This window comes from Streptomyces sp. NPDC022910 (assembly GCF_055561075.1).
The window spans coordinates 48,144-69,714 of the sequence record NZ_JBVHHL010000031.1; the positions used below are offsets into that span (position 1 = coordinate 48,144).

Genomic DNA, 21,571 nt, shown 5'->3' on the forward strand with positions numbered 1-21,571 from the left:
ACGCTGCACGGTCAGTGCCACTCGGTCCCGTCCACGTCGGCGCCAAGGCGCGTGCCTGTGGCACGAGGCATCGGCGTCTTAAGCCCTCCCCGTGTCGCTATTTCGCTTCTGTCCGAAAGTTTCACCCTTGTAGGAGTTCATTCATGCCCGCCATTCTGATCCACGGCGTACCCGACACCCACCATGTGTGGGACGGCGTGCGCGAGGACCTGACCCGCAGCGACGTGGAGGCTTGGGACCTTCCCGGTTTCGGTTCGCCGCGACCCGAGGGCTTCCACTGCACCAAGGAGGAGTACGTCTCCTGGCTCATCGAGCGGTTGGAGGCAATCGGCGAGCCGGTCGACCTGGTCGGCCATGACTGGGGCTGCCTCCTCACCGCACGCCTGGCGTCCGTACGGCCGGATCTGATCCGCACGTGGGCCGGCAGCAACGGTCCGGTCAGCGCCGAGTACGTCTGGCATCCGCTGGCCAAGCTGTGGCAGGACCCGGTCGCCGGCGACCGCTGGGCCAAGGAGTACGACGCCACCGCGTTCGCCAAGGACCTGACCGACAACCTCCAGATCCCGGCTGAGCTGGCCGAACAGACGGCCGGCCGCGTGGACGAGACCATGCGCGACAGCATTCTCAAGCTGTACCGTTCCGCATTGACGGTCGGTGCGGAGTGGGAACCGGATCTGGCGGACCTGGACAAACCGGCCCTGGTGTTCTGGGGGGCGTTCGACCCCGTCTGCCCCGTCGAGTTCGGCGAGAAGATGGCTGCGTCCGTGCGCGCCACCCGTTTTCTGAGGCTGGACAGCAGCCACTGGACGCCGATCCAGAAGCCGGCCGAGGTCGCCGCCGCGCTCGAGGAACACTGGAGCACCTCCAGGGGGTGACCAAGCGCGCCCGTCGGTGCGCGTCGGGCGGCGCTGGCGCCGTGCCGCCCGACGCGCACGGGAGGGCTCCCGCACCGCCGCGCATACCGCAGAGCAGGCGGGCGCTCGCGCCGCAGACGGCGGGGCCTCGTTGTGGCCACGGTCCCCGAATGCTGGATGTGCCGTTCGTGGTCTCTCGCATGACGGCGGGCGTTCGCATGAGGGTAGGGCGTTCATCGTCCAGGCCCGGGAGCGTTCGACGACCCAGCAACGGGGCAACAGGCCGAACCCTGATGTGTCCTTCAGGCGGCCGAGGGTCTCGACGGTGAGATCGAAATGCTTCTTTGCCAACGGCGGCGCCACAAACGCGCCGGACCCTCAGGCGAGATCGGGCAGCGGGCGCCGGGTGACCTCGTGCGCGTCCTCCGGGGAAAGGCCCAGCATGCGCAGGACCATCGCGGCCAGGTCGGAGGCGGCCTCGTCGCCGTCGAGCTCGGGGCGGTCCAGCCGCAGCGCCACCAGGGACAGCAGGGTCCCGCCCAGAGCGGACAGGGCCGTGGTCGGGTCGGTGCCGGTGAAGCGGCCCGAGGCGATGCCGCGCTGCAGATCACGAAGCGCTCGTGGGGACAGGCCGCGATCGGAGTGGACGTGGGCCAGGCCGCGGTCGCGCAGGATCCGCATGAGTTCGGGGTGTGAGTCCGCCATCCGTGCGGCGAGGCGGAAACCCGCGGCGACGAGCTCGGCGGGGTCGTCGATGCCCTGCACGCGCTCGTCGATGACCTGGCCGAACTCCTCCAGGGCGTCCGTCACCGCGGCGTCGAACAGCTCCGTCTTGGACTCGAAGTGGTTGTAGAACGAGCCGAAACCGACGTCCGCGCGCTCGGCGATGGCCTGGATGCTGGCGCTGGTGTCCCCGGTCTCCGCGAGGATCTGCCGGGCTGCGCGGACGAGGGCCTGACGGGTTTCGGAGCGGCGCCGTTCGAAACGGTTGCGGGGCGGGGCTGACGTCGGCATACCACTGAGTCTAACAACCGTGTCGATGACATCGCCACGTCTGACGATTCCATCAATTCTTCGGTTCTGCTCTATTGACGACGAGTAATGGCAGAGTTGATGATTTCCTCATTACGGCAGTGTTGCTTGGAGGGCACGATGTCCCACATCTCCGTCAACAAGGGCGGTCCTCTGACGCCCCACCAAGATCTCCACAGCGAGCTGGGCGCCCTGCGCGGCGAGCACCCCGGGCGGTCCCGGAATCCCGTGATCAAGGTGGCGGACCTGGCCTGGCTGGAGTTCGAGAAGCCGGACCTGGACCGGGCCGAGGTGTTCGCCCGCGACTTCGGGTTCGCGACCGCCGCCCGCACCGAGCGGGAACTGTGGCTGCGGGGCACCTTCGCGGGCTCCCCGTGCATGGTCATCCGGCGTGGGCAGGCGTCCCGCTTCACAGGGCCGGCGTTCCGCGCCGCCGAGCGGGCCGACCTCGACCGGCTGGCCCGCACGACCGGCAGTGACGTCCGTGACATCGACGTACCCGGTGGCGGACAGGCGGTCGCCCTGCTCGACCCTTCCGGTTTCCCGGTCCGGGTCGTGCACTGCGCCGAGCAGCTGCCCGCGCTGCCCGAGCAGCCGCCGCTGCTCCTCAACACCGGCACGGAACCCCGCCGTACGAACACCACCCAGCGCCCGCCCCGCGAGCCCTCGCGCATCCAGCGGCTCGGTCACGTGGTGCTGGAGACCCGGGTGTTCACGCGGGCCCTGGACTGGTACCTGGACACCCTCGGGATGATCGTGTCCGACTTCCTGTTCCTGGACGGGCAGCGCGAGCGCGGGCCGACCATGGCGTTCATCCGCTGCGACCAGGGCAGCGTCCCCGTGGACCACCACACCCTCGCCCTGCACCTGGGGCCCGGCACCGGCTACGTCCACTCCGCCTACCAGGTCACCGATCTCGACGCGATCGCCACCGGCGGTGAGTACCTGGCCGAGCGCGGCTACCGGCGCAGCTGGGGCATCGGCCGGCACATCCAGGGCAGCCAGCTCTTCGACTACTGGCGCGACCCCGACCGCTTCATGCTGGAGCACTTCGCCGACGGCGACCTGTTCTCCTGCGACCTCGAACCCGGCTGGGCGCCCATGTCGGCGAGCGGCCTGGCCCAGTGGGGCCCGCCCGTCACCCGCGACTTCCTGGGCACCAACCCCTCCCCCGCCAAGCTCCGCGAGGTCATGACGGCCCTGCGCGACGACAACGAACTCGACCCCGCACGCCTGCTGGGCCTGATGAAAGCGATGAGCTCATGAGCACCAACGTTCTGCGCACAACCGGCGGCTGGTGGGTCGTCCGGGACGCACACGCCGTCCGCATCGAGACCAAGGCGGTCACCACCGCCGAGCTGCTCGCCGACCGGGACGCGGTCCGCGAGGCCGCTGCCTCCGGCGACAGCGGTACGCCCGTGGCCGACCTGGTGCCGCTGCCTCCGGTCACCGCCCCCTGCCGGGTGGTCGCTCAGATGGTCAACTACCGCAGCCATGCCAAGGATTCGGGCTTCAGCGGCGACGTCCCGCCCACCTTCTTCCGCAAGGCGTCCGGCTCGGTCAGCGGCCCCCATGACACGATCGTTCGCCCGGCGCACGTGAACTTCCTCGACTACGAGGTGGAACTCGGCCTCGTCATGGGCGCGCCGCTGCCCGTGGGCACCGTCCTGGAGGAGCGGGACCTGCCTTCGTACGTCGCCGGGCTCGTCCTCACCAACGACGTCAGCGCCCGCGACGTCCAGCTGACCAAGACCCAGTTCTACGAGAGCAAGTCCTACCCGACCTTCACCCCGACGGGGCCGTACCTGGCCCTGCTGGAGCCCGAGGACTTCGCCCGCCTGATCGACCTGCGGCTCCGGCTGAACGTCAACGGCGTACCGCGCCAGGACCGCACTCTTGCCGACATGATCGTACGACCGGCGCAGGCTCTCACCCTGCTCGCCCGCTTCCAGACTCTCGACCCGGGCGACCTGCTGCTCACCGGCACACCCGGCGGTACAGCCCTGAAGGCCCCGCCCAAGGCGGCCGAGAAGATCGCCGCCCTGCTGCCACCCGCACTGAAGTGGAAGGCATTCTTCAAGGGCCAGGCCAAGAACCCCAAGTACCTGCACAGCGGTGACCTCATCACCGCCACGATCGCCACCCCGGATGGACGCATCGACCTCGGCGAGCAGCGGACCCCCGTTACGGACGCCGTATGAAGGCCGCATCCCGGCGACCGGTGGTGATCATCGGTGGGGGACCCGTCGGGGTCACGGCAGCCCTCCTGCTCGCCCGGCACGGAGTGCCCAGCTTGATCCTCGAACGCCACCGGGACATCTACCCCCTGCCCCGCGCAGTCGTCGTGGACGACGAGATCCGCCGGATCCTGCAGAGCGTCGGTGTCCACGAGAAATTCGCCGCTCTGGCCCGCCCGGCGCCCGGACTGCGGCTGCTGGACGCCCGGCGCCGAGTGATCGCCGAATTCCCGCGGGTCATGGACGGACTCCACGGCTTCCCGCAGTTGAGCATGTTCAACCAGCCCGAGCTGGAACGCCTGCTGCGGGACGCCTTGGCGCGCCGCCCGGAATGCGAGCTGTGGAGCGGGGTGGAGGTCGTCTCCGTCACCCAGTCCGACACGCCGAACACCGGCGCACCCGACGATCCGACGGGTGCCGTCCGGGTCACCTTCCGGCGTGGCGGCAGTGACGAGGAGGAGCACCTGTGGGCCGATGCCGTCCTCGGTTGCGACGGTGCGGGCAGTCTCACCCGTGAGGCCATCGGCGCCGTCTGGGAGGATCTGCACTTCCAGGAGAGCTGGCGGGTCATCGACGTGCGCACCAGCCGGTCGGTGCGGACCTGGGAAGGCGCCGAGCAGATCTGCTGCCCTACCCGGCCGGCCACCTTCATGCGCGTCAGCGAGGACCGCTACCGCTGGGAGTTCCGGCTGGCCGACGACGAGAACCTGGACGGCCCGGACGGATGGGAGCGCCTGCGTGAACTGGTCGCCCCCTGGGTGGACCTGCCGGCCTCGCAGGGCGACGACTTCGAGGTGATACGGCAGGCGCAGTACACCTTCCAGGCCCGTCTCGCCGACCGGTGGCGCACGGGGCATGTCTTCCTGCTGGGCGACGCCGCCCACCTGACCCCGCCCTTCGTCGGGCAGGGTCTGTGCTCCGGCCTGCGCGATGCCTACAACCTCACCTGGAAGCTCGCCCGCGTGCTCCGACAGGGTGCACCCGAGGACCTGCTGGACACCTACGAGCTTGAGCGCAAGCCGCACGCCCGCCATGCGATCCGCGTGGCGGTGGCCGTCGGCTGGGCCATGACCGGCGGACAGGACCGCGCTGCGGCGTTCCGCCGGGCCGTGGTGGGCGCGGTCTGTCGCATCCCCGGCGTGACCGAGGCGGTGAGCCGTGACCTCAGCCCCGCCCTGGCCGCCGGCCCACTCGTACGGCGCCGCCCCAGGCTGACCGGCCGCGTGCTGGCCGGCACCTTCTGCCCCCAGCCCTGGGTACGGCATGACGGTGGGCGAGTGCGCCTCGATGACGTCCTCGGGGACTCCTTCGCCGTCCTCACCGCCGTGCCGCCCACGGCGCAGATGACGGCAGTGGCCACGGCACTGGACGCCCAGACGATCCACGTCGACGACCTGGACGACGACGGCACGCTGGCCCGCTGGCTGGCACACGGCCGGGCCGACGCCGTCCTGCTGCGCCCCGACCGCGTCGTGACGGACACCGTCCCGGCCGGCACCGGCGACTTCACGGACACCGTCGCCTGGGCCGCCCTGCTGCACACGGCCCGCCGTACCGCCGACGCCCGGCCCGTCCCCTGACCAGGAGCACCACACCATGACCACCCCGCACCTCGCGCCGTCTCCGGAACCCTTCTTCACTCCCGACCCGAACTCGGCCGCGCACAGCCGCATCGCGGACTTCGCCCGCTGGGCCGCCCGGCACCAGAGCGCCGAAGGCATCCAGGACCCCGGCGACTACCAGGCCCTGCACCACTGGTCCGTCACCGACCTGGAAGGGTTCTGGGCGGCGGTGTGGGAGTACTTCGACATCGACGCGGAGACTCCCTACGAGCGAGTGCTGGCCGAGGAGACCATGCCCGGCGCCCGCTGGTTCGCCGGCGCCACCCTCAACTACACCCATCACGCCCTGCGCAACCTGCACCCGGACGCCCCCGCGATCACCGCACTGGACGAGACAGGAGCCGGCTACGAGATCACCGGCCGACAGCTCCGCGCCCAGGTCGCCTCCGTCGCGGCCACCTTGCGCGACCTGGGCGTCGGACAAGGCGACCGGGTGGTCGGCTACCTGCCCAACACCCCCCACGCCGTCATCGCCTTCCTCGCCACCGCCAGCCTGGGCGCGGTGTGGTCCGTGTGCGGCCAGGACTACGCCCCCAAGGCGGCAGCCGACCGCTTCGCACAACTGAAACCGACCGTTCTCATCACCGCGGACGGCTACCTCTTCAACGACACCCGCCACGACCGCCGCGCAGCCTCCCTCGACCTCGCCGACGCCCTTCCGTCCCTGAAGGCCACGGTCCTCGTCGACCACCTCGGCCTCACCTGGCCCGAGACCCAGCACACCGGCCTGACGGTGCCCTGGGAAGACGCCGCCACCCGCACCGAATACCTCACCCTCACGCCGGTTCCGTTCGACCACCCGCTGTGGATCGTCTTCTCCTCCGGCACCACCGGCCTGCCCAAAGGCATCGTCCACGGGCACGGAGGCGTCCTGCTGGAACACCTCAAGACCCTCGGCCTGCACTGCGACCTGGGCGTCGGAGACCGCCTGCTCTGGTACACCACCACCCACTGGATGATGTGGAACCTGATCGTCTCCACCCTGCTGACCGGCGCCACCACCTGCACCTACGACGGCAGCCCCGCCCCGGTGGCACGCCCGGACGTCCTGTGGGAGCTGGCGGCCCGCCACAAGGTCACCGTCTTCGGCACCAGCCCCCAATACCTGCTGGCCATGGCCAAACTGGGCATCAACCCCGCCGTGCACGACCTTTCGGCGATCCGCGTCATCGGCTGCACCGGCTCCGCCCTGCCCGCCTCCGCCTATCCCTGGGTCCGCGACCACGTCGGCGCAGGCGTCCAACTGGCCTCCACCAGCGGCGGCACCGACATCGTCTCCGGCTTCGCCGGCAGCTCCCCCACCACCCCGGTGTGGGCGGGCGAGCTGTCGGCCCCCAACCTCGGCGTGGCGCTCGCGGCGTACGACAGCGCGGGACGGCCGGTCGTCGATGAGGTCGGCGAACTGGTCGTCACGCGCCCGATGCCGTCGATGCCCTTGTACTTCTGGAACGACCCCGACGAAAGCCGCTACCGCGACGCCTACTTCACCGCCTACCCGGGCGTGTGGCGGCACGGCGACTGGATCACCCACACCTCCCACGGATCGGTGATCGTGCACGGCCGCTCCGACGCCACCCTCAACCGCAACGGCGTACGCCTGGGAAGCGCCGACATCCACGACATCGTCGAACGCCTCCCCGAGATCACCGAGGCCCTCGTCATCGGTGCGGAGGAACCCGACGGCGGCTACTGGATGCCGCTCTTCGTGGTCCTCGCCGACGGGGTCGGTCTGGACGAGTCCGTGTGCGAGAAGATCCGCGACGCCATCCGCACCGGCGCCTCGCCCCGCCACGTCCCGGACGAGATCCTCGCCGTGCCGGCCATCCCGCACACGAAGACCGGCAAGAAGCTCGAGGTTCCCGTCAAACGCCTACTCCAAGGCGCCCCCGCCGGGCAGGTCCTCAACCCCGCGGCGGTCGACAACCCCGAACTCATCGACTTCTACGCCAGCTTGGGCGTGGAGCGGAGCACGCGGTCCACACCTCACATGACCTCGGCCAGGGACTTGGCTCCACAGACCCTGTCCCGCCCGAGTGGCGCTGGGGCGGAGACCCCGCCCCGGCACCACACCATCCGCAACACCGAAGTAAGAGAGAAACCGTGAGCATCACCGACCAGGTACCGCAGGCCCTCGACGTCCTTGACGACGCCGGGCAGAAGCTGCTGTTCACCGAGGCCCGCACCGCGAACACCTTCGCCGAGGTTGCCGTCACCGACGACGAACTCGCCATGATCTGGGAACTCGCACGCTGGTCGCCCAGCGCCGCCAACGGCCAGCCGCTGCGGGTGCTCTTCGTGCGCACCCGCGAGGGCAAGGAGCGACTGGTCCGGCATCTCGACGAGGGCAACAGGGCCAAGACGCTTCAGGCGCCGGCCGTGGCCGTCCTGGCTTACGACGTCGACTTCCACGAGCAGATGCCGACGGTCTTCCCGGCCCGCGGCGAGATGCTGCGAGCGGCGTTCGCCGACCAGACCGAGAAGCGCGAGGTCCTCGCGGCCTACAACTCGGCGCTGCAGACGGGGGTGTTCCTGCTCGCGGTGCGCGCGGCGGGCCTCGCGGCCGGTCCCATGGCGGGCTTCGATCGAGCCGGCGTGGACGGGGAGTTCTTCGCCGGCACCAGCTGGCGCTCGCATCTGGTGGTCAACATCGGTCACCCCGGTGCCGACCCGTGGTTCCCGCGCCTGCCCCGCGTGTCCGTCGAGGACGCCGTCGCCTGGGCCTGACGGCACTGCCGCCGCCTGGTCGCGTAGGACCCGGAGTCCGAGCGATCCGAGCCGGCCGGGGTAGAGGTGAGAGGTGCCATGCCGTGGGCGCCGGTGCTCTCCCGAGCACCGGCGCCCGTTTCCCGCCCGAGGCGGCTGTGACGGACGCTTGGGACGCGACCGTCCGAGTCCTGGCCACCCTGGCGCCCGGTTGCGAGCTGCCGATCCGCGCGAGCTGGAGAGCCTGAAGGACGCCACTCGCGCCGACCGCGCCGCTACGGCGAGATGGTCCGCGTGGCCTTGGTCGCCGCCACCACGAACATGCCGCCCGGCCCGCAAGGCCACTTGGTCCCCTCGTGCGATCACCACGCAGGTCAGCCACTGGCCGACGTGCCGTTTTCCCAGGCAGCCGTGATTTCGAGCGCTACGCGCAGTTCCAGTGAGCCGCCGGCTGCGGTGGGTGCTGGCAGCAGTTCCTCCGCACGTTTGACGCGGTAGGTGACGGTGTTGCGGGCGATGTGCAGACGTTCGGCCGCGGTGCGGAGGCTGCGCTCTTCGGCGAGGTAGATGCGCAGGGTTTCGCGCAGCTCCCGCAGCCGGGCTCCCTCGGAGGCCAGCGGCCCGAGCACCTCCTGTACGAACCAGCGGGCGTGTTCGGAGTCGGCCGTGACGAGGGCCGCAAGGCGGATGTCCTGGTAGTCGCAGAGGCAGGAATCCGTACTGTGCAAGGCCATCCGTTGTGCCTGCAGCGCTCCGAGATGGCTGCGGCGCATGCCGCGAGGCCCTGGCGCGGGCGGGCCGAGTGCCGCACGCACCCCCGTCGGCTCGGGCAGGGAGCTGCGCAGGTGCCGGACGGGGTGTTCGGCGTTCTCGCCGGTGACGGCGAACCACGCCCACACACTGTTCCCATGGGCCGGGATGATGAGCGTCCTGGACGCTTCCAGGGCTCGGGCCATGCTGGAGGCCGCGTGGTACAGCCGTTCCGCGGCAGGCGCCGCGGTGGCGGTGTCGTCGCCCCACAACACCGCGGCCACATGGGTGCGGGACAGGTCGTACCGCAGACGGCTCGCGGCGGTCTCCTGGTCGACCGGGCGGCCGGCCAGCAGTTCGTCGATGACAGCGCGGCGGGCGGCTTCGTCACTGCCGCGCCAGCGGTCCCGTTCGGCGATGTACTCCTCGGCCATCACGCTCGAATGGGCGTCGACGTAGGTGAACAGCAGCTCCTCGATCGGGCGCATCTCGGCCATGCGCTGGTCGGCTTCGACATGTGCCTCGACTGCCAGTGCCATGCCGTGCGCCAGCCGCGCGTGCCCGAGACGCACTCCCCGCAGGATGAGCTCCAGCGGGATTCCGCGGCGCGCGAACTCCCGGCACCCTTCCAGCGCATCCTCGCTGAGGGTGGAGATGGGCTCCTTGAAGTCGGACGCCATCAGGCGCAGGCCCGTCAGCACCGTGGACTGCGCCACTCGTCGCAGGGTGGTCACGGCGGCGGGACTACCACCGTGCTCGGGCACCTTCCTGAGGACGTCCTCCGCGATGGCGTCGGCACTCTGGAGCGCCCACTCGACCTGGGCCGGGCCAAGCTCAGTGCGTGCCGCGGCCAGCTCCGCCGCCGACACGACGGACTCGCTGGGGCGGTCGGGATCCGGCCGCAACCATTGGATCCACTGTCCCGTCACTACTCTGTACGTCCCTCCGTCACCGGGGAGGCGGGCGAGCAGGCCACTCACCGCATCCCCTCAGGTCAGAGGATATCTCCGGCGAGTTGGGCGGCGGCGCCACCGCCGGCTGCGCCGCCGTGCGGTCGGCGGCAGGGGGCGCTCTGCCCGGCCGGGAGGGTCGCACCTGTTCTCCGGCCGGGCTTGTTCACTGCGCGCGGCGGCACGGGGCGGCGCGCGCAGCGCCGACCGTGTCACGCGTGGCCGTCCTCGGAGAGGCCGGCCCTGGGCACCGGCTGTGCCGCCGGCGGCTCAGGCGGTGGGCTCCGGGGCGGGTACCGTCCTGAGCCGGCCGCGCAGCGAGTCCACCAGACGCGGGACGTCGGCCGTACTCTTGGCGCCGCCGAAGACGTAGAAGTCGGGGCGCACCAGCGCGGCCTCAAGGCCGGTACGGGCCAGGTCGGCCAGGTACGTGCCGTCGAGATCGACGACGTCGTCGGGGCCGTTCGCCGCCGGTTCGTCGGTGATCCTCAGCAGGCGCAGCCCGACCTCGTCACACCACGCCAGAGTGTCCTCGTCGAGCCCGTCACGCGGATCACCGGTGGTGAGCAGGGTGAACCCGATCCCGACGGTCTGGTCGAACAGGCCGGTACGGCCCCTGAACTGCACCCGCCCCTGCCGGCTGAGATGCCCGGTCGGCTGCGCCCGGGCGCCGGTGGGGTCGATGTCCAGCAGTCCGTCGACGAAGGTCTGCAGGAACGGGTCTCCTTCTTGTACGCGGGCGGCCTGCGCGTCGGCGAGCATGCGGGCGTCGCGCTCGGCGGCCGCGGCCGGGTCCGGCTCGCAGATGACCCTCCCCAGGTGCACAGACGCCTGCATCGCGTGCTGCAGATGGTGGCTTCGTTCGGTGGTGTAGGTGTCCAGCAGTGCCTCGTCGGCCTTTCCGGACAGCACCAGGTCGAGCTTCCAGCTCAGGTTGATGGCGTCACGGAGGCCCGAGCACAGGCCCTGCCCGGCGAACGGCGGCATCTGGTGGGCCGCGTCCCCGGCCAGCAGCAGACGGCCCTCGCGCCAGTTGTCCGCCCACCGCGCCCGGAAGGTGTAGACCGTGTGCCGCTCCATGGTGGCGTTACCCGGGTGCAGGTCCCACGGCTCAAGCAGCTTCCAGGCGGTCTCGATCCGGTTGAGCTCTTCCATGGTCTCGCCGGGCAGGCGCATGAACTCCCAGCGACGGCGGCCCGGGCCGCCGACCACCGCGGTGGTCGGCCGGAACGGGTCGCAGATCTGCAGGTTCCGTGGCGTCCAGTCGCGGTCCTTGTCATGGGGTATGACGTCGAGGACCAGCCAGTCGAAGTTGAAGCCGAGGTCGGTGACCGAGGTCTGCATGCAGGACCGGATGAAACTGTTGGCGCCGTCGCAGCCGATGACGTACGTGGCCCTGAGGGTGCGCTGCGCGCGTACTCCGTCACGAAGCAGGGGCTCCTCTCCCGAGGTCTCCGCCACAGTGACGTCCACGGCCGTGGCGCTCTCCTGGACGCTGACGGCTTCCCAGCCGCGCAGGACGTCGATCCCCGGCAGCGACCGGACGCGCTCCTGCAGGGCCGCTTCCACTGTGGGCTGGTTGAAGGCGCTCGCGCTGGGCCAGCCGGAGTGGCTGGTGTCCGAGAAGTCGAAACGGAGGAGTTTCTGACCCTCTCCGTTGCGCCACTCGTACTCGATGGCGGGTTCACTGATGGCGGCCATGTCCAGCCCCAAGGACGCCAGGATACGGCCGGCCTCGTGGTCGAAGACGACCGCGCGCGGCAGCGGGTAGGGCTGCGGCCAGCGTTCGACGACGCCGACCCGCCAGCCTCGGGTGGCCACCTGGACGGCCGTGGCCAGCCCGACCGGACCGGCGCCGACGACCAGCACGTCGTAGACCTCCGCGGCGAGGCCACGGGGAGAGGTGCGCATTGGTGCTTCCACTTCTTCTTGCGTTCGTTCTCAGCCGGCGTCGTGCGCGCCGGTCATCAGTGCGGCGAGGTCCTCGGGGCGGATGAAGGACGGCGGGACGGGCGGGCCCCAGTTGTACAGGGCGATGCGGGCGTCCTCCCACATGCCGGGGGTCCACAGCTGGTCGTCGACGATGCAGTCCATGTCGGAGTAGTACTCGGAGAAGTTGCCGGCCGGGTCCTTGAGATACCAGAAGAAGTTCGACCCCAGCTGGTGGCGGCCCAGACCCCACACATGGCGCTCGGGGTGGCCCTCCAGCATCCGGGTGGCGCCGCGTCCGACCTCGTCCACGTCGTCCACCTGCCAGGAGGTGTGGTGGAGGAAGGAGATGGGGGCCTTCTGGACGAGGACGTTGTGGTGGTCGGTGGAGCAACGCAGGAACGCCGCGTCCGCCGTCTGGTCGCTGATCTTGAAGCCGAGCCCTGCGGTGAAGAAGCGCTGGGAAGCCTCCTGGTTGGTGGAGCCCAGCACGACGTGTCCCAGGCGGCGGACGCGCACCGGACCCTCACGCAGCACGCCGGGGGCACGCTCGCCGGTCCGCTCGATCCGCCCGGGAGCGTTGTACGGCGCCTGCGCGGCCGGGGGCTGCACGATGCGCGGCTGCACCTCGACGGTCACCGTCACCTCGGTGCCCGGGTCGACCGCGCGCAGGCGGTGGGTGTCCCGGACGAACGGCACCTGCAGCCGGCCCAGGGAGGAGGCGATGCGGCTGAGGTCGTCTTGGTCCTCGGCGCTCAGGGTGAGCTCCTCCAGGCGGCGCCGCGCCGCGTGAACGATCGTGAGCTGTTCACCGCCGTCGGCCGTGGCGAAACGGCCGTCGCCGAGGTCCGTCAGCCCGAAATCGGCGTAGTAGGCCGAGGTGGCGGCCACATTGGGCACGCCGATCGTGATGTGTGCCACGCGGTGCAGGGCCATGGCAGTCTCCTCGAAAAGCTTCAGTGTGCGGGTGGTGTACGCAGGAAGGTGTGGGGCCGTGCGTCAGACGGCCTGCGGGCCTTCGGGGTAGCTGGGGGCTGCGATCAGCGGATTGCGCAGCTCACCGATGCCGTCGATCCAGCTGCGCAGTTCCTCGCCGGGGGCCAGGAAACGGCGCGGGTCCCGGGCGCCGCCCACGCCGGCCGGCGTGCCGGTGAAGATCACGTCGCCGGGCAGCAGCGGGCAGATCGACGAGATCCAGGCGATCTGCCGGGACACCGAGAAGATCATCTGGGAGGTGCGCGAGTCCTGCATGGTCTCGCCGTCGATCGCGCAGCCGAGCGCCAGGTCGTCGGGGTTGTCGAACTCGTCCGGGGTGACCAGGACCGGCCCGGTCGGGCTGAAGCCGGGGAACGACTTGCCGAGGGAGAACTGGGGAGCGGGGCCCTGCAGCTGGATGGCGCGCTCGGACAGGTCCTGGCCGAGCGTGAGGCCGGCCACGTACTGCCACGCGTCCGAGACGGCGACCCGGTACGCCTCACGGCCGATCACCGCTACCAGCTCGACCTCCCAGTCGACCAGGGCACTCGGCAGCGCGACCGTGTCGTAGGGCCCGGTCAGGGACGTGGGGTACTTGGTGAAGACAGCGGGACGCTCCGGTACGGCGGCCCCCGACTCCGACACGTGGTCGGCGTAGTTCAGCCCGACCCCGAAGACCTGGCGCGGGCGCGGAGCCGGCGCGCCCAGCTTCCGCTCCTCCACAGTGATCCGCTCGTGGCCGGTCGCGGCCGCGGACTGGGCCCAGTCGCGGAACTCGGCCCAGCGGTCGAAGACTGCCTGCGGGTCCGAGGAGAAGAGCCCGTTGCTGGCTTTCTCCACGTCCACCGCACCGTCGGGGAAGACGAGCACAAGACGGCTGTCGAGCGTGGCTGTGCGCATGTCACAACACCTCCATAGGAAAAGAGAAAAAGGCACCAAAAGGGTGATCGCGCGAGCAGTCGTTGCCGCTGCTCCGGCTGGACGGCGGGCGGTCGGCCCGGTCCCACACCGTCGGACCGTCAGGCGTCGGCCCGTCGCCAACGCAGGAGCAGCACGGACTCGTCGGGCCCCGCAGCTGTCAGATCCAGCCGCCCCGGGCTGAACTGAACATCACGTATCAGGGCGGTCCCGTTCCACGGCGTGTAGTGACTGGCCTGCACATGGTGCACGACCGGCCCGTCCGCCTCGCGCTCCCAGCGTCCTGAGTACGCCACGGTCCCGTCGGCCATCTCATCGAACCGCGACGCGGCCGAGGCGTCGTCGGGATCCGCTGTCAGCAGCGCACTCATCCACCCGTCAGCGGCGTAGAGCAGCACTCCACCGGGACGCTTCCCCAGTGGATGGACGACCGTCCCCCCACCTGTGAGGGTGAAGTCCTCCAGTACCCAGGCTCCGACCAAGCTGTCCATGTCTGCCTCGCACCGTTCTCCAGTACCGTCGGCCCGACCGCGACAGGCACCCGTCACAGAGCACCCCGGCGATGCCCGAGCGGCCGGGCCGAGTGGCCGACTCCTGCCGTCCACGCAGAGCAGTCAACCCGCGACCACAGCACGCGCTCTCGGTCTGCGGAACACAAAAGGTCCGCCTGTCTTGGGCTGCCAGCGCCCATGCACCCAGTGCCGCCTCAGCGACCTGCCTCTGCGGTACGCCGGAAATCGCAGGTGCCGTCGGCGTGACCTCGGCCCAGTCGTGCCCTGGCGCGGATGCCTGGCCGGTGCCGGGCTGTTGCTCACCGGTACCGTGGCGACGCGCGTGCGCAACGGCGACGGGCTGACCAGCTCGTCCCCGCGGTGGCGTGCGCGGCACTGATCGCCTGGTATCTCGTGCTCCTCCCCGGCCTCTGATCCGTTCCGGGAGACTGTCGGCGGCCACTCGTCCTGTTAGCGAGCCCACGGCGGGGCTGGCAGACTGACTCTGTGGTTCCGCTGACGGTCGCGGCGGATCAGATCGCGTCCTCATCGCTTACCGGCGCCAGTGTGGTATCAGTCTGCGCACTGCTCTTCACCGTCGCGTCGTTCTGGTGGCTCAACGCCCGACAGGGACGCCTGCAGGCGTGGGAACCTCATTCCTTCGCGGCGATCGTCCACGGTTCCACGGCACGCCTACGATTGCCTCTCGTCCTGCACAACACCGGTCCCAAACCGATCGTCGTGCAGGACCTCATCCTGACCTTCCCCGATGAGCCCGCCTCTCATCTGCCACTCCTGTGGGTGTCCTCACCGTCCCGGCTCCAACCGGGGCCGGACGAGGAGGCGAAGCTACCGGCGGGGTTCGTCGTGCCCGGCAGAGAAGCGCAACAGCTCTTCCTCGAGTTCGAGGCACCGTTTTCCGGATTCCTCCCGGAGGCCCGTGACTACAAGGCCCAGATACAGGTGCGGGTCGGCCACCGCAAGGGGTGGCGCCGCCTGCTGACGTTCACCCTGCGGGCCGCCAACATCATCGATCCAGACCGCTACACCGTCTACAACAACGCACCGCTCGAGCTGACGAAGGAAGACCAGAAGAGAGCGGATGCCGCGCTCCTCGAACTGCTGGAAGAGCACGGGGACGGCTCCCCTCCGGGCGGCAGGAGACAGGGCAACCCTCCGAATGACGAAGGTGACGCCGACACGAGCCGCTGACATCGCCGTCCGTCTTGTGACGTGGACAGCGGTGGCACCGACACCGCCGGGCCATCACAGCCACCGCACCGATCACTCGCGCCAGTCGACGCAACCGGCCGCCGCGAGGTCGAGCGCAGTGTCCGTGATCATGTCCGCCTGGCCGCCGACTGTCCTGCGCCGGCCGGCTTCGACAAGGATCGCCCGGGTGTCCAGGCCGTGACGGCGCGCCGCGGCAACGGCGTGCCGGAGGAAGCCGGAGTACACGCCCGCGTACCCGAGGGCGAGCGTCTCGTGGTCACCTCGCGGGCCTGCGGGGGGCGGACGATGTCGGTCGGCAGTGTCCATCTGGCGGAACAGGTCGCAGCTTCCGCGACCATGAACAGCCTGCGGACGAGAAACCCGTGCGCCACTCGGCGGGGCAGGCATCGCCTCAGACGCCTCGCGGGGCGTTCGACTTTGCAGGGGCGAAGGCTATGACTGTTGGTCGCCAAGGGCCCGGCCGGATTTGCCGAGCACTCGACGCGAGGGCGCAGGGAGGAGAACCCGGGGGCAGCGGTGCCGAGGCCGGAGCTGCAGCACACCCGCCCGGAAGCCCCCGCCGGCCGCGCCTGTAGGAGCCTTACCGTAGAACGCGGCTCTCACCGGCGCTCTCACACGTCTGTCACCAACTACGTCGACTGCCCCGGACCACAGTGCCTGACCTGCTGTTATGCGCCCGCCCTGGACTGGCGTGGACACCCGAAGACGGTTCCTACAACCTGTGCCAGGTGGTACCCAGTGAGGGGCCCAGGATCAGGACAGGAGCGTCTTCTGGCCCGTCAAAGCGGTATTGCAGGGTGTTCGTCGGTGTCTCGCTCACCCGTCTGACCCTCTCATCTGTCACGACAGCCCCTGTGAGCGGGGTCCTGGCTGTAGCTGTTTGACCAGGTGGAAGACCTCCCGTGAGCTGACCCCGGTTTCGTGGAGTCCCTGAAGCCAGGCTTATGATCCTGGCTCGAAGGAGAACCATGAGCAGTGCCAGCACCACGTAAATACCCGGACGAGCTCCGTGAGCGGGCCGTCCGCGAGGTCCGCACCAGCGGACGCCCGGTCGCGCATGTCGCCCGGGACCTCGGCATCCAGACGTCTTCTCGCGAAGCATTGTCGGCTGGCAGGTCGCCAACCACATGCGGACCGAACTCCCGCTGGACGCCCCGGAGAGGGCGCTGTGGCGGAGACGGATCAAGAAGGACTCCGGTCTGATCCATCACAGCGACCGCGGCTCGCAGTACGTATCCATTCGGTACACCGACCGGCTCGCCGAGATCGGAGCCGCTGCCTCGGTCGGCTCGGTCGCGGACAGCTACGACAACGCGATGGCCGAGGCACTGAACGGCACCTTCAAGGCCGAACTGATCGAGATGCAAGGGCCGTGGCGGGACTTCGACCAGGTCGAGCGGGCGATCTTCCAGTGGGTCACGTGGTACAACGAGGAACGGCTCCACTCCGCCCTCGACTACGTACCGCCCGCCGAGTACGAACGCGACTGGTGGCGACAACAGGAAGCCACCCCGCAGTCCGCCTGAAACAAGATCGCCGGACTCTACGAAACTCGGGGCAGCTCAATAGCCCTTGTGCCGGTCGTCGAAGACACTTGCGTCCGTTTCCAGGACGAACGCACGAGGCCGTTGCGCATCGACGTGCTCCAGCAACACGGGAACGTGGTCGCCTGCGTCGAGCGGCCCCCGCGTGTTACGTCCGTAGAGGAGATCCAGTGCCCCGGGGGCGAACAGGTTCGTCGGACACGTACTGAGGTCCTCATGCCGGACGGCGGGCAGCCCTGCCCGGCGCAGGGTTGCCGCTGCGTACCGATCCGGCTCCACTGCGAGTTGAGCATCGAAGCCGGCCTGTGTCAGTCCGGCGACGGCCCCTCCGGCTCCCACGTTGAGATAGAGCGCGCGCAGGCGTGACCCACTGCTCAACATGCCTCCCCCTGCGGCTAATTCGTGGCCTGGACAGGAGTCTATGTGTGCCGAGAATTCGTCCTACCCTCGGGTGTCTTTCCCGCACAATGCGGCTGGTTGCCCCTCTTGACCGTTCTTCGGCCTCACGTCGTGACCAGGCTGGCGCCGTACACCGCCGATGCAGACGGCTAAACCTCGGCCTCGGAAGCACCCCTCCAGTATCGACCCTCGCCGTTGGGGAAACGGCCGACTCTCCGCACCATCGATGGTCCCTGCACGCCGAGCAGAAGAACCAGCCCATCCACGAGCGCCTTCGCACCCTGCTCAGGGAGCAGGTCATCGCGGTTCTACGGCCACACCCGGGTTCCACGGTCGCAAGGAATGGGTAGCAGGCCGCACGACCGGACCCTCGGCCGGGCTAGCTCGCGGGGGTCCCGCAGCGCGTTTTCTGTCACTTCCCTGTCACGAGCCCCATGGACGGTCACGCGTCGCAGGGTTCTGACCTGGACTTACGCCCCCGTTACGGATCAACTGGACGCCCTTGGACGGTTTCTACGACATGTGGCGTGTCGTGCCGAGGGACGGTCCCAGGACCAGGACCGGGGCGCCTTCCGGCCCGTCAAAGCCGTATTCCAGGGGTTCAGTCGTCGTGCTCACTCGGGCACGTTCCCACACCTCACAGATGGCCCTGCGCCGGGGGCATGCGGCTGTGGGCCGGACCAAGAATGAAGATCTCTCGGCTGAGCGCTGGGCCCTGAAGAACCGAAGGAGCACGAGCGCACACCCACAGTCCACCGTGCCTCTGCGCCGCAGAGGCGCACGCGTGCCCCGACCGCGCCGGGTATCCTCCGAACGAGTCGAGGGCCCCCTTCCCGAGCTCGTATGCACCCGGAACCAGAATCCACCGGGCTGAGCAGGGAAGGGGGCCCGGCCCTCATAGAGTCAGCTCAGCGCGCGTGCGCGAGTTCTGGCGCCCCACAGGCCATCGTCTGTTCCGACACCAGCAGCGCGCGGGCTACGCCCGATGTCGGCAGCCCACACACCAGCCGCAGCGTAAGGGCGAGTTGGGCCTCCTGATGGCAGCAGGTGAAGATGAGCCGCAGCCGTTCATCGGGTACAACATCCTCCGGCTCCACGGCCTCGTGCTCATCGGTTCATCCAGCTCGTCCAAGGCGAGCTCGTCGATGGCTTCTTCGGGCTCCATCAGCAGCGGCAGCTTCGAGCGGAACGTCCGCTCGCGGCGGATGGCGTTCATCGCCCGGCGTTTGGCCGCGGTGACAAGCCTCGCCGCGGAGTTGCTCGGGATCCCGTCGCGTTCCCAGGACGACAGCGCCACGGCGTACGCCTCCCGTACGCACTCCTCGGCCAGGTCCAGGTCCTGCGCGACGCGCACGAAAGGTGGCGGGCCAGGTCGAGGCAGGCGTTGCGGACGGCAGGCTCTCTTGTGGTGAACGCGTCAATGAGTGCACTATTCGGCCATCCACCAGCGCACCACCGATTGCAGGAGGACTCCCCCGCGATGGCAGTGACGCACAGAACCCGGCGGCGAATCGCCGCGGCGTTCGCGGCGGCGGTGACCGCCGCCACCCTCGGTCTGACAACGGTCACCCCCGCACAGGCCGCACCGGCGGAAGGCCGCATCATCGGCGCCGGCGCCAAGAATGCGGTGAAGGACAGTTATATCGTCGTCCTCGACAAGAGCTCCGGCCTCAGGGCCGCCTCGGCGGCAGGCAGCAGCCTGGTCACCCGATACGGCGGCGAGGTCGAGCGTACCTACCGCGCCGCTCTCAACGGCTACGCCGCCCACCTGACCGAAACCGAGGCCGAGCGGCTCGCCGCCGACCCGGCCGTCGCCCAGGTCATCCAGGACACCACCGTCAGCATCGACGCCACTCAGACCAACCCGCCGTCCTGGGGCCTGGATCGCATCGACCAGGCCGCTCTCCCGCTGGACAGCAGCTACACCTACCCCGACACCGCGGGCGCGGGCGTGACCGCGTACATCATCGACACCGGAGTACGCATCACCCACACCGACTTCGGCGGCCGCGCCTCCTACGGCTACGACGCGGTCCAGGACGACTTCGTCGCCCAGGACGGCAATGGCCACGGCACCCACGTCGCGGGCACCGTCGCCGGGACCACCTACGGCGTCGCCAAGATGGCCAAGATCGTCGCCGTACGTGTCCTGAACAACGCAGGATCAGGCACCACCGCTCAGGTCGTCGCCGGTATCGACTGGGTCACTGCCAACGCCGTGAAGCCGGCCGTCGCCAACATGAGCCTCGGCGGCGGCGCCAACACCGCCATCGACACCGCCGTCCGCAACTCGATAGCCTCCGGCGTCACCTACGCCGTCGCCGCGGGCAACTCCAGCGCCGACGCCTCCTCTTATTCACCCGCACGCGTCACCGAGGCCATCACCGTCGGCGCCACCACCAGCACCGACGCCCGCGCCAGCTACTCCAACTACGGCTCCGTACTGGACCTGTTCGCGCCGGGCTCGTCCATCACCTCGGACTGGAGGACCAGCGACACCGCCACCAACACCATCTCCGGCACGTCAATGGCGACCCCGCACGTCACCGGCACGGCCGCCGTCTACCTCGCCGGCCACCCCTCGGCCTCGCCCTCCCAGGTATCGAGCGCCCTGACCTCCGCGGCCACCTCCGGTGTGGTCACCAGTCCCGGCACCGGCTCCCCCAACCTGCTGCTGCGCGTCACCCCCTAGCACCCCCAGGGCCGGGCACACCGAAATGCGGAACATCATCCTCCGAACGGGGTGCCCGGCTTCACCCGAGACGGTACCGGCCACGGAGAGCATGCGCCCAACACCGCCATCAGGCGAGCACTGCGGTGGCGGCTCATTGGCAGATGGTCATGCGCTCGGAGGCTTCCGGTGTGCGCGTCGTGCCGGCAGAGACGCTGCCCGCCGTCAGCGAGTCGGGTGAGACGGGAGGGCATCGGGGTTGACGCCCTCGGCCTTGGCTGCGTCGGCGAGGGCCGCAGCAGCGGCCTCTTCCGCCTGAGCCTTGTCATTGGCGGCCTGGGTAACCATGTCGTCCGAGGGCTTCTCGCGGGTGGCCGGCGACTGGGGCAGCACCTCGGTGAAGGCGCGGGACACGCCCTGGAGTGCGGAGGTGATCTCGCTGGGGATCACCCAGAAATTGTTGCCCGAGCCTTGCGCGAGTTGGGGCAGCGTCTGGAGGTACTGGTAGGCCAGCAGCTTGGGGTCGGGGTCGTTGCGATGTACGGCCTGGAACACCTCGTCGATGGCCCGGGACTGGCCCTCGGCCTGGAGGATGGCGGCGGTACGGTTACCCTCCGCGCGCAGGACAGCGGCCTGTTTGTCGCCTTCAGCGGTGAGGATCTGCGACTGGCGCTGCCCCTCGGCGCCGAGAATCGCGGCCCGCTTGTCCCGCTCGGCCCGCATCTGCTTCTGCATCGCGTCCTTGATGGACTGCGGAGGGTCGATGGCCTTGATCTCCACCCGGTTGACCCTCAGCCCCCACTTTCCGGTGGCCTCGTCCAACACGCCACGAAGCTGGCTGTTGATGGTGTCCCGTGAGGTGAGCGTCTTTTCCAGGTCCATGGACCCCACGACGTTGCGCAAGGTGGTGACGGTGAGCTGCTCGACGGCCTGAAGGAAATTCGCGATCTCGTAGAAAGCCGCTCGCGGATCCGTGACCTGGAAATACAGAACGGTGTCGATCTCGACAACCAGATTGTCCTCGGTGATGACCGGCTGCGGTTTGAAGGAAACGACCTGTTCGCGCAGATCGATCACCGGATGAACGCGGTCGATGTAAGGGATCACGAGGCTGAGGCCGGGATTCAGGGTCCGGTGGTAGCGGCCGAGCCGCTCGACGTTACGAGCGCGTGCCTGGGGCACGATACGGACCGCCCGCACCACGGTGAAAACCGCGATCAGCGCGACGATCAGGCCAGCAATCAAGAACGCCGAGGTTTCCAT

19 protein-coding genes and 2 pseudogenes are annotated in these 21,571 nt (G+C 69.5%); 10 read left to right on the forward strand and 11 right to left on the reverse strand.

Translation table 11 applies throughout. The features are described 5' to 3' along the window. The first annotated feature begins 143 nt into the window (after positions 1-143). Positions 144-875 carry an alpha/beta fold hydrolase gene (locus tag ACZ3TS_RS26505; RefSeq protein ID WP_467622475.1) on the forward strand — a complete coding sequence of 244 codons (732 nt, stop codon included), beginning with the start codon at positions 144-146 and terminating at the stop codon, positions 873-875. Between the two features lie 98 nt (positions 876-973). Here ACZ3TS_RS26505 and ACZ3TS_RS26510 read toward each other — a convergent pair. Together ACZ3TS_RS26510 and ACZ3TS_RS26515 are read right to left on the reverse strand one after the other, a co-directional pair. Then, positions 974-1,202: pseudogene (locus ACZ3TS_RS26510) on the reverse strand (IS5-like element IS4811 family transposase); the annotation flags it as partial. A gap of 30 nt (positions 1,203-1,232) precedes the next feature. Then, entirely contained in the window at positions 1,233-1,868 is a 636-nt protein-coding gene (locus tag ACZ3TS_RS26515) for a TetR/AcrR family transcriptional regulator (protein WP_467622477.1), read from the reverse strand. A 138-nt stretch (positions 1,869-2,006) separates the two neighbouring features. Between ACZ3TS_RS26515 and ACZ3TS_RS26520 the strand changes: the two genes are divergently transcribed. Genes ACZ3TS_RS26520 through ACZ3TS_RS26540 form a run of 5 tightly spaced genes read left to right on the forward strand, consistent with a single transcriptional unit; the run spans position 2,007 to position 8,469 of the window. Further along, positions 2,007-3,152 carry a VOC family protein gene (locus ACZ3TS_RS26520; protein ID WP_365294290.1) on the forward strand — a complete coding sequence of 382 codons (1,146 nt, stop codon included), beginning with the start codon at positions 2,007-2,009 and terminating at the stop codon, positions 3,150-3,152. Further along, positions 3,149-4,087, forward strand: a complete 939-nt coding sequence (locus ACZ3TS_RS26525) for a fumarylacetoacetate hydrolase family protein (RefSeq protein WP_467622479.1) — start codon at positions 3,149-3,151, stop codon at positions 4,085-4,087. The genes ACZ3TS_RS26520 and ACZ3TS_RS26525 overlap by 4 nt, the downstream gene beginning before the upstream one ends. Continuing rightward, positions 4,084-5,703 (forward strand): bifunctional 3-(3-hydroxy-phenyl)propionate/3-hydroxycinnamic acid hydroxylase MhpA, encoded by a 1,620-nt coding sequence (mhpA, locus tag ACZ3TS_RS26530; RefSeq protein ID WP_467622481.1) that lies wholly within the window; start codon positions 4,084-4,086, stop codon positions 5,701-5,703. The genes ACZ3TS_RS26525 and mhpA (ACZ3TS_RS26530) overlap by 4 nt, the downstream gene beginning before the upstream one ends. 16 nt (positions 5,704-5,719) lie before the next feature. Further along, positions 5,720-7,849 (forward strand): acetoacetate--CoA ligase, encoded by a 2,130-nt coding sequence (locus ACZ3TS_RS26535; RefSeq protein WP_467622484.1) that lies wholly within the window; start codon positions 5,720-5,722, stop codon positions 7,847-7,849. After that, positions 7,846-8,469 carry a malonic semialdehyde reductase gene (locus ACZ3TS_RS26540; protein ID WP_362161436.1) on the forward strand — a complete coding sequence of 208 codons (624 nt, stop codon included), beginning with the start codon at positions 7,846-7,848 and terminating at the stop codon, positions 8,467-8,469. The genes ACZ3TS_RS26535 and ACZ3TS_RS26540 overlap by 4 nt, the downstream gene beginning before the upstream one ends. A 353-nt stretch (positions 8,470-8,822) precedes the next feature. Here ACZ3TS_RS26540 and ACZ3TS_RS26545 read toward each other — a convergent pair whose 3' ends face one another. The 5 genes from ACZ3TS_RS26545 to ACZ3TS_RS26565 form a co-directional block, all read right to left on the reverse strand. Next, a complete protein-coding gene (locus ACZ3TS_RS26545; protein ID WP_467622487.1) occupies positions 8,823-10,103 on the reverse strand; it encodes a PucR family transcriptional regulator in 1,281 nt (426 codons plus the stop codon). A gap of 315 nt (positions 10,104-10,418) precedes the next feature. Beyond that, positions 10,419-12,059, reverse strand: coding sequence for a bifunctional 3-(3-hydroxy-phenyl)propionate/3-hydroxycinnamic acid hydroxylase MhpA (mhpA, locus tag ACZ3TS_RS26550; protein ID WP_467622490.1), 1,641 nt, complete (start codon positions 12,057-12,059; stop codon positions 10,419-10,421). Positions 12,060-12,089: 30 nt separating this feature from the next. Beyond that, a complete protein-coding gene (locus ACZ3TS_RS26555) occupies positions 12,090-13,013 on the reverse strand; it encodes a VOC family protein (protein ID WP_467622493.1) in 924 nt (307 codons plus the stop codon). A 63-nt stretch (positions 13,014-13,076) separates the two neighbouring features. Continuing rightward, on the reverse strand, positions 13,077-13,952 hold the full coding sequence (locus ACZ3TS_RS26560) for a fumarylacetoacetate hydrolase family protein (RefSeq protein WP_365294272.1): 876 nt from the start codon (positions 13,950-13,952) through the stop codon (positions 13,077-13,079). 119 nt (positions 13,953-14,071) lie between these two features. Further along, positions 14,072-14,461: a lipocalin-like domain-containing protein gene (locus ACZ3TS_RS26565; RefSeq protein WP_467622497.1), complete on the reverse strand. Its 390-nt coding sequence runs from the start codon at positions 14,459-14,461 to the stop codon at positions 14,072-14,074. Positions 14,462-14,968: 507 nt separating this feature from the next. On the opposite strand from ACZ3TS_RS26565, the gene ACZ3TS_RS26570 reads away from it, so the two are divergent. Next, complete coding sequence (locus ACZ3TS_RS26570; RefSeq protein WP_467622500.1) at positions 14,969-15,673, forward strand: hypothetical protein; 705 nt, start codon at positions 14,969-14,971, stop codon at positions 15,671-15,673. A gap of 72 nt (positions 15,674-15,745) precedes the next feature. Here the strand turns inward: ACZ3TS_RS26570 and ACZ3TS_RS26575 are convergent. Next, positions 15,746-16,018: pseudogene (locus ACZ3TS_RS26575) on the reverse strand (4-hydroxy-2-oxovalerate aldolase); the annotation flags it as partial. A gap of 651 nt (positions 16,019-16,669) precedes the next feature. Here ACZ3TS_RS26575 and ACZ3TS_RS26580 point away from each other — a divergent pair. Both ACZ3TS_RS26580 and ACZ3TS_RS26585 read left to right on the forward strand, forming a co-directional pair. Further along, complete coding sequence (locus ACZ3TS_RS26580) at positions 16,670-16,897, forward strand: transposase (RefSeq protein ID WP_467622503.1); 228 nt, start codon at positions 16,670-16,672, stop codon at positions 16,895-16,897. Beyond that, a complete protein-coding gene (locus ACZ3TS_RS26585) occupies positions 16,822-17,220 on the forward strand; it encodes a transposase (RefSeq protein ID WP_467622506.1) in 399 nt (132 codons plus the stop codon). The genes ACZ3TS_RS26580 and ACZ3TS_RS26585 overlap by 76 nt, the downstream gene beginning before the upstream one ends. Positions 17,221-17,256: 36 nt before the next feature. Here ACZ3TS_RS26585 and ACZ3TS_RS26590 read toward each other — a convergent pair whose 3' ends face one another. Further along, the gene (locus ACZ3TS_RS26590; protein ID WP_467622507.1) at positions 17,257-17,619 is read right to left on the reverse strand and encodes a hypothetical protein; all 363 of its coding nucleotides are present in this window, start codon (positions 17,617-17,619) and stop codon (positions 17,257-17,259) included. 994 nt (positions 17,620-18,613) lie between these two features. Continuing rightward, positions 18,614-18,991: an RNA polymerase sigma factor gene (locus ACZ3TS_RS26595; RefSeq protein ID WP_467622510.1), complete on the reverse strand. Its 378-nt coding sequence runs from the start codon at positions 18,989-18,991 to the stop codon at positions 18,614-18,616. Positions 18,992-19,117: 126 nt separating this feature from the next. On the opposite strand from ACZ3TS_RS26595, the gene ACZ3TS_RS26600 reads away from it, so the two are divergent. Next, on the forward strand, positions 19,118-20,329 hold the full coding sequence (locus ACZ3TS_RS26600; RefSeq protein WP_467622512.1) for a S8 family peptidase: 1,212 nt from the start codon (positions 19,118-19,120) through the stop codon (positions 20,327-20,329). Between the two features lie 204 nt (positions 20,330-20,533). On the opposite strand, the gene ACZ3TS_RS26605 is transcribed toward ACZ3TS_RS26600, so the two are convergent. Continuing rightward, on the reverse strand, positions 20,534-21,571 hold the full coding sequence (locus ACZ3TS_RS26605) for an SPFH domain-containing protein (protein ID WP_467622515.1): 1,038 nt from the start codon (positions 21,569-21,571) through the stop codon (positions 20,534-20,536).

Coding starts and splice junctions, on each gene's coding strand:
- ACZ3TS_RS26525 (WP_467622479.1), top strand. CDS start 3,149: ATGAGCACCAACGTTCTGCGCACAACCGGCGGCTGGTGGGTCGTCCGG.
- ACZ3TS_RS26520 (WP_365294290.1), top strand. CDS start 2,007: ATGTCCCACATCTCCGTCAACAAGGGCGGTCCTCTGACGCCCCACCAA.
- ACZ3TS_RS26535 (WP_467622484.1), top strand. CDS start 5,720: ATGACCACCCCGCACCTCGCGCCGTCTCCGGAACCCTTCTTCACTCCC.
- ACZ3TS_RS26585 (WP_467622506.1), top strand. CDS start 16,822: ATGCGGACCGAACTCCCGCTGGACGCCCCGGAGAGGGCGCTGTGGCGG.
- ACZ3TS_RS26560 (WP_365294272.1), bottom strand. CDS start 13,952: ATGCGCACAGCCACGCTCGACAGCCGTCTTGTGCTCGTCTTCCCCGAC.
- ACZ3TS_RS26605 (WP_467622515.1), bottom strand. CDS start 21,571: ATGGAAACCTCGGCGTTCTTGATTGCTGGCCTGATCGTCGCGCTGATC.
- mhpA (WP_467622481.1), top strand. CDS start 4,084: ATGAAGGCCGCATCCCGGCGACCGGTGGTGATCATCGGTGGGGGACCC.
- mhpA (WP_467622490.1), bottom strand. CDS start 12,059: ATGCGCACCTCTCCCCGTGGCCTCGCCGCGGAGGTCTACGACGTGCTG.
- ACZ3TS_RS26600 (WP_467622512.1), top strand. CDS start 19,118: ATGGCAGTGACGCACAGAACCCGGCGGCGAATCGCCGCGGCGTTCGCG.
- ACZ3TS_RS26555 (WP_467622493.1), bottom strand. CDS start 13,013: ATGGCCCTGCACCGCGTGGCACACATCACGATCGGCGTGCCCAATGTG.
- ACZ3TS_RS26515 (WP_467622477.1), bottom strand. CDS start 1,868: ATGCCGACGTCAGCCCCGCCCCGCAACCGTTTCGAACGGCGCCGCTCC.
- ACZ3TS_RS26565 (WP_467622497.1), bottom strand. CDS start 14,461: ATGGACAGCTTGGTCGGAGCCTGGGTACTGGAGGACTTCACCCTCACA.
- ACZ3TS_RS26590 (WP_467622507.1), bottom strand. CDS start 17,619: ATGTTGAGCAGTGGGTCACGCCTGCGCGCGCTCTATCTCAACGTGGGA.
- ACZ3TS_RS26505 (WP_467622475.1), top strand. CDS start 144: ATGCCCGCCATTCTGATCCACGGCGTACCCGACACCCACCATGTGTGG.